This window comes from Microbulbifer hainanensis (assembly GCF_014904735.1).
In the GTDB taxonomy this organism is placed as follows: Bacteria; Pseudomonadota; Gammaproteobacteria; order Pseudomonadales; family Cellvibrionaceae; genus Microbulbifer; species Microbulbifer hainanensis.
This window is the reverse complement of the sequence record NZ_JACZCR010000001.1, coordinates 88750-95583: the sequence shown is the minus strand read 5'-3', so window position 1 is coordinate 95583 and position 6834 is coordinate 88750. Positions and strand designations below refer to the sequence as shown.

The 6834-nt window shown below is 63.5% G+C and carries 5 protein-coding genes; all 5 read left to right on the top strand.

Annotation, left to right across the window (positions count from 1 at the left end; genetic code table 11):
* Positions 1–120 precede the first annotated feature (120 nt).
* Positions 121–1302 carry an O-succinylhomoserine sulfhydrylase gene (locus tag IG168_RS00400; protein WP_193161152.1) on the top strand — a complete coding sequence of 394 codons (1182 nt, stop codon included), beginning with the start codon at positions 121–123 and terminating at the stop codon, positions 1300–1302.
* 164 nt (positions 1303–1466) lie between these two features.
* On the top strand, positions 1467–2378 hold the full coding sequence (locus tag IG168_RS00395; protein WP_193161151.1) for an AAA family ATPase: 912 nt from the start codon (positions 1467–1469) through the stop codon (positions 2376–2378).
* A 4-nt stretch (positions 2379–2382) separates the two neighbouring features.
* Positions 2383–3372: a DUF58 domain-containing protein gene (locus IG168_RS00390; RefSeq protein WP_193161149.1), complete on the top strand. Its 990-nt coding sequence runs from the start codon at positions 2383–2385 to the stop codon at positions 3370–3372.
* Positions 3372–5360, top strand: a complete 1989-nt coding sequence (locus IG168_RS00385; RefSeq protein WP_319024628.1) for a transglutaminase TgpA family protein — start codon at positions 3372–3374, stop codon at positions 5358–5360. The genes IG168_RS00390 and IG168_RS00385 overlap by 1 nt, the downstream gene beginning before the upstream one ends.
* A gap of 46 nt (positions 5361–5406) precedes the next feature.
* On the top strand, positions 5407–6645 hold the full coding sequence (locus tag IG168_RS00380; RefSeq protein ID WP_193161148.1) for an MFS transporter: 1239 nt from the start codon (positions 5407–5409) through the stop codon (positions 6643–6645).
* Positions 6646–6834: the final 189 nt, after the last annotated feature.

Sequence of the window (6834 nt, the reverse complement as noted above, 5' to 3'; positions counted from 1 at the left end):
GGCCCCGGTGCTATATTCCCGCCCTCCCCACGGGCTTGCGCACTGTGTTAACCGCGCCATTTCCCCGTTAATTCGGTTACCATATCCGTCTCAGTAAACAGCAGAAAACCGGGATGGTTTATGTTCGAAGACGACGGCTATGCACTGGACACCCTGGCGGTGCGCGCGGGACAGACGCGCTCCGATGAGGGCGAGCACTCCGAGGCGCTGTACCTCACCTCCAGTTACGTATTTCCCTCCGCCGCCGAAGCCGCAGCGCGCTTTTCCGGCGAAAACCCGGGTAATGTCTATTCTCGCTATACCAACCCCACGGTGCGGATGTTCGAACAGCGCATGGCGGCACTGGAGGGCGGTGAAGCGGCTGTGGCCACGTCCAGCGGCATGGCCGCCATCCTGAGCCTGTGCATGGCGCTATTGAAAAGCGGCGACAAGGTTATCTGCTCGCGCAGTGTGTTCGGCACCACTACTGCGCTGTTCAGTCGCTATATGGAAAAATTCGGTGTGCGGGTTTCTTTCGTGGACCTCACCGATATGCAGCAGTGGAAAGATGCCCTCGACGGCGATACCCGGCTGCTATTTATGGAAACGCCATCCAACCCGCTCTGCGAAGTGGCGGATATCCGCGCGATGGCCGACCTGGCCCATAGTGCCGGCGCGCTGCTGGTGGTGGACAACTGTTTCTGCACCCCGGCACTGCAGCGCCCGCTGGCGCTGGGCGCGGATATTGTCGTGCACTCGGCGACCAAATACTTGGACGGACAGGGTCGCTGCGTCGGTGGCGTCGCCGTTGGCAAGAAGTCCATCATGGACGAGCTGGTGGTCTTCCTACGTACTGCCGGCCCGAGCATGAGCCCGTTCAATGCCTGGGTATTCCTGAAGGGGCTGGAAACGCTGAAACTGCGTATGCAGGCCCATTCCAATAACGCGCTGGCCCTGGCCTGGTGGCTGGATGAGCAGCCGGCAGTGGAGAAGGTCAACTATACCGGGCTGCCCAAGCATCCCGGCCACCTGTTGGCGGCGGAACAGCAGTCCGCCTTTGGCGGCGTGCTGAGTTTTACCGTACGCGGTGGACGCGAGGCCGCGTGGAAGGTTATCGATGACTGCCGGATTTTTTCGCTCACCGCCAATCTCGGCGATGCCAAGAGCACCATAGTACACCCGGCCACCACGACCCATGGCCGCCTCAGTGATGAGGACAAGGCCCGCGCGGGGATTACCGAGAACCTGATTCGCGTGTCTGTGGGGCTGGAAGACGTGGAAGATCTGCAAAAAGACCTGCAGCGCGGCCTGGAGGCCCTGTAATTGGCGTCATTTGTAGCGGCGGAAACCGAGCCGCCGCTGCAAACACCTATGATTATAGATCGGGGTTGACGCGGGTATTCACCGGATCGGAACAGGTCCATTGAGGGGCACTCGCCGGCGCCGGTGGATTCCGAAACAAAAAACCGAGCAGTAATGGATTTGCCGTGCAAAAAATGATTTCCGCCATCGTTGCCGATATCGGCAAAGTCCTGTTGGGCAAGGAACACCAGGTCAAGCTGGCGCTTGCCTGTTTATTGTCCCGTGGACATCTTCTGATCGAGGACCTGCCCGGCATGGGCAAGACCACGCTCGCGCATGCACTGGCGCAGGTGCTGGGGCTGTCGTACAAACGGGTGCAGTTCACCAGCGATATGCTGCCGGCAGATATTCTCGGGGTTTCCATTTTCGAACGGGAATCCGGGCAGTTCCGCTTCCACGAGGGGCCGGTGTTCAGTCAGTTACTGCTCGCTGACGAAATCAACCGCTCCTCACCCAAGACCCAGAGCGCGTTGCTGGAAGCGATGGAAGAGCGCCAGGTCAGCGTCGACGGCGAGACCCGTCCGCTGCCGGAACCGTTTTTTGTCATCGCCACCCAGAACCCGCTGCACCAGTCCGGCACCTTTGCCCTGCCGGAGTCGCAGCTGGACCGTTTCCTGATGCGTATCAGCCTTGGCTATCCGACTCGCGAAGCGGAGCGGGCGCTGTTTCAGGGCGTGGATCCGCGCGCGCAGCTGCAGAGCCTGAAACCGCGGATCGATGGCGCCACCCTACAGAAAATGCAGCGTCTGGTAGGGCAGGTGAAGGCATCCGACAGCCTGCTCGACTACCTCGAGCGTCTGGTGCTGCATACGCGCCAGAGCCCCGAGTGCGCCATCGGCCTGTCGCCCCGCGGTGCCCTGGCACTGCTGCACGCCGCGCGAGCCTGGGCGCTGATACACGGTCGCGGTCACCTGCTGCCGGAAGATATCCAGGCGGTGCTGCCGTCGGTGGCCGGCCACCGGCTGCAGAGTGAGGGCGGCGACGGCACACAGCTGGTGGAGCGCCTGCTGCACCAGGTCGACGTTATCGCCGCCTGACCCCATGCCTTTCTCGATTCCGGGTTCCAACTCCATCGCGTCGCGCTGGCGCGAGCTGACCGAGCGCTGGCTGAGCCGGCGCGCGCCGGCATCGCACAATGTGACGCTCGATCACAGCAAGCTTTTCATCCTGCCCACCCGCGCCGGTCTCGCTTTCCTGCTGATCATCGCGCTGTTGTGGCTGCTCGGCACCAACTATGAAAACAACTTGGTATTTGCCCTGACATTCCTGCTGGTCAGCCTGTTTGCCGTGCTGCCAGTGCACACCTTTGCCAACCTGTCCGGCGTGCAGTTACAGCTGTTGCACGCGGGTTCCGCCTTCGCCGGCGACTACGCCGAAGCGCAATTGCGGGTCGGCCGACGCGGCGGGCGGGCGCGGGAACGGCTGCGAGTTTGCTGGCCGCCGGAAGAGGGCGCGTTGTTCGACCTGGTTGAACAGAATGAAGCCACGGTGCGCATTGCCATGCCGGTGGTGCGCCGGGGGCGTGTGCGGGCGCCGCGTCTGCGGGTGGAAAGCCGTTTCCCGATGGGGTTATTCCGCTGCTGGAGCCGTGTGGACCTGGATGTGGAATTCCTGGTTTACCCGCAACCGAAGTCCGCCGGGCCCCTGCCCGTCGGTGCCACTGCTGGGGAAGGAAATTCCGAGCACCGCCAGCGCGGCGGCGACGACTTTGCCGGCCTCGCCCTGTACCGGCCCGGTGATTCACTGCGCCATGTGGCCTGGAAGCAGTACGCCGGCGGGCGCGACTTGTACAGCAAACACTACGACAGCAGCACCGACATGCGCCTGTGGCTCGACTGGGATCTGCTCGCCGGGCGCGACGTGGAAACCCGCCTCAGCAACCTGTGCCACTGGGCACTGCAGGCGGAGCGCGAACAGTGTGCCTACGGCCTGCGTCTGCCCGGATCTACCATCGAGCCGGCACTGGGTCCGTCTCACCAGCAGCGGGTATTGACGGCGCTGGCGCTGTTCCCGGTACAGGGGAGCCTGTAGTGAAGACCGAAGAGCGCCTGCCCCGGGAAAGCCTGTTGTGGATCTTCGCCGCCCAGTTTGCCGCGCTGCTGCCGAACTTTGCGTTCCTGCCGCTGTGGATCGTGGGCGCCTGGGGGTTTGCCGTGTACTGGCGGCTGGAAGTGTTCCGCGGCCGCCGCGACCTGCCGGGGCGCACGGTCAAACTGCTGGCGGTGCTACTGGCCGTGGGCGGATTGTTACTGTCCTATCGCCACTGGTTTGCCCTGGAACCGATGGTCGCGCTGCTGGCGGTTTCCTTTACCCTGAAAAACCTGGAGCTGGTGAACCGACGCGATGCCTTTCTCAGCCTGTTGCTGGCCTACTTTGTCGCCGCCACCCTGTTCGTGTTCGAGCAGACGATTCCCTACGCCCTGTATGGCTGTCTGTGTATTGTGATCATCACCTCCGCGCTGGCGGCGCAGCTCGGCAGCTACAGTGCCAGTCCGCGCCGCGCGCTGGGATTGTCGCTGCGCCTGCTGGCTCAGGCTGTGCCACTGATGGTGCTGCTGTTCATTGTCATGCCGCGGCTCGGCCCCCTGTGGGCGGTGCCGCAGAACAGCTCGGGATCGACGACCGGCATCAGCGATTCGATGAGCCCGGGGGATTTCACCGAGCTGTCCAAGTCGGACAAACCCGCACTGCGAATCTCTTTCGATGGCCCGGTGCCACCGCCGGAGCAGCGCTACTGGCGCGGACTTGTGTACTCCGTATTTGACGGCCGCCGCTGGAGTCTCGGTGTGGAGGACGAGGGCGGTCAACGGCAATGGCACCGATCACAGCGGCCACTGCCGGAAGTTGGGCCGCGCTATCGCTACCGGGTCATTCAGGAGGCCACCAACAGTCGCTGGCTGTTTGCCATGGCGCGACCGCATTCCACCACCGACGGTGTCGTGGAAACATTTGATGACCGCCTGATCCGGCGCGCGCCGGTCTATGGTCGCTTTGCCTACGAGGTGCGCTCCTGGCCGCGGGAAACCCTGAATGACGTGGTACCGCTCTCCGCCGTCGAGCGCCGCCGGAACCTGCAGTTGCCCCGCGATGGCAACCCGCGTACCCGCACCTGGATTCGCGAGCTGCGCGGCCGCGGTCTCGACGCCGAGAAAATCTCCGCAGAGCTGCTGGATTTTTACCACCGCCAGTTCACCTACACGCTGAAACCGCCGGCGCTGGGTGGGGATTCCGTCGATGAATTCCTGTTCAATAGCCAGCAGGGGTTCTGCGAGCACTTTGCCAGCAGCTATGTGTTTGCGATGCGTGCCGCGGGGATTCCGGCACGGGTGGTGGCCGGGTACCAGGGTGGCGAGTGGGTGGAGCAGGAAAAGTACCTGCTGGTGCGCGAGTACGACGCCCACGCCTGGGCGGAAATCTGGACTCCGGCGCGGGGCTGGCAACGCGTCGACCCCACCGCGGCGGTATCGCCTGAGCGTATTCGCGACGGCCTGCAGAGTGCGGCCGCAGACGAATTCATGGAGGATTCGCTACTGCCGCTGCACCGTATCTCCATCCTGAATCGACTGCGGTTGCAATGGGATATGATCAATTACCGCTGGTACCAGACGGTAATCAGCTTTGATAGCGATCAGCAGCAGAGCCTGTTGAAAAGCCTGCTCGGTGATATAACGCCGCTGCGCATTGCCGTGCTGCTAGCGATACCGGCGGCCATCGCACTACTGGGCATCCTCGCCTGGTTGTGGTTTAGTGGCCGCGGCGCCCGCGCGCCGGTGACGAGTCGCCTGTACCGCAAATTCTGCCGGCGCCTGGCGCGTGCCGGCATCGAGCGATTGCCGGGCGAGGCGCCGCGGGATTTCGCCCGCCGGGTGCGCGCGGAGCGCCCGCAGCTCGCGCCGATGGTCGATCACATCACGGCGGCTTTTGAAAAGGCCGCCTATAGCGGTGATCCCATGGCCGAAAAACAATTGCGCCGGTTGCTGCGCCGATTCTGGCCCATGCGCACAGCCGGCAAGAGCTGACCTGTCGCATGTTGTTTTGATGTCTCTGCCCGAACCGGAATCTACCATGTCGTTCCCAGCCCTATCGGCGAAGCTGCAAAAGTTTTTGCTCGGTTACACCGGTACCTCACTGGCCACAGGTCTGCAGGTCATCCTGCTGCCGTGGATTGCCGTGACCGTGGTGGATTTGCCGGCACTGCACCTGGGCTGGGTACAGGCTTCGGTGTTATTGCCGAACCTGTTTTTCCTGTTGTTCGGCGGCGCACTGGCCGATCGCCGCGACGCCGCCGGTGTGGCGGCGCTGGCCTGCATTGGTCTGGCCTTCTGTCACCTGGCACTGCTGCTGTATTTCTCCTATCGGATTCCCAACCTGGCAGTGCTGCTGCTGTACGGCATCAGCCTGGGCATCTGTACCGCTTTCCTGCAGCCAGCGCGGGACAACCTGGTGCAGCGCAGTGCGCGGGATAGAGACGGGCACGCCACTGAGCGCGGTGTGCAGAAGACGGTGACCTGGATGATGCTCGCCCAGTACGGCGGGCAGGCGCTGGGCATGTTACTGGCGAGCCGCTTCGACTACTGGGGGCTGCGGCCGCTGTTAATCTTGCAGGCGAGTGTGCTCGTCGTCGCCGCCGCATTCCTGTTTTCGCTGCGCGAATCCCGCCCGGTGGTGGCGAACGGACCGCAGAAATTGCCGCTGGTGCTGATTCGCGAGGGGCTGGTTCAGGCCTGGCAGCGCCCGGTTCTGCGCGAACTGGTAATCCTGATGGCGTTCAATGGCTTCGTGCATATCGGTGTGTTCCTGGTTGCCCTGCCATTGCTGGCCGAAGACTACGGCCGCGGTGCCAGCTATTACGCGACCCTGCAGCTGGGTTTTATCGGCGGTACCGTGGCGGCCACGGCAACCATGTTGCGGCGCGGCCAGGGCACGCGGCCCGGGCGGGGTATCCTAATGTGCCTGCTGTACAGCGCCGCGCTGCTGGTGGCCATCAGCTTCGGTCCCACGCCGTTCGGCCTGATTCTGCTGTGCGCCTGCTGGGGCGGGGTGGCGGCGGCCTCGGCGGCGCTTGGGCGCGCGGTGGTGCAGGTTCTGGCGCCGGATGCCTACCGCAGCCGGATCATCTCCATTTACCAGCTGGCCCTGTTCGGCTCCGCGGCGCTGGGCGCTCTCGCCGCCGGTGCCGTGAGCGAATACGCGGCGCCGCTGACCACGTTATTGTGGGCGGGTATCCTGAGCCTGGTGGCCTTTGTGCTGGTGAGCGCGAACGGCGCCCTGCGCCGGGTAGAGATCGGCGGCGACCAACACTGATCGGACTTTGCGCCCTGTGGCACGGAGTTGCCATTAGCAAGTCAAAAATTTTCGAGTAAATCAATTCCACTTGGCGCGGAAATTTTCCCCGCGGATGGAATTTCCCGCCGTAAATGCCAACCAGTCTCCCTTCTCGATAAATACCGCCCCGGCCGGTGTTGCCGGCGTTGACGTCCGCGGGTCACTCTC

What these genes read in the sequence shown, in the direction of transcription:
- IG168_RS00400 (WP_193161152.1), top strand. Translation starts at nt 121, where the DNA reads ATGTTCGAAGACGACGGCTATGCACTGGACACCCTGGCGGTGCGCGCG.
- IG168_RS00390 (WP_193161149.1), top strand. Translation starts at nt 2,383, where the DNA reads ATGCCTTTCTCGATTCCGGGTTCCAACTCCATCGCGTCGCGCTGGCGC.
- IG168_RS00380 (WP_193161148.1), top strand. Translation starts at nt 5,407, where the DNA reads ATGTCGTTCCCAGCCCTATCGGCGAAGCTGCAAAAGTTTTTGCTCGGT.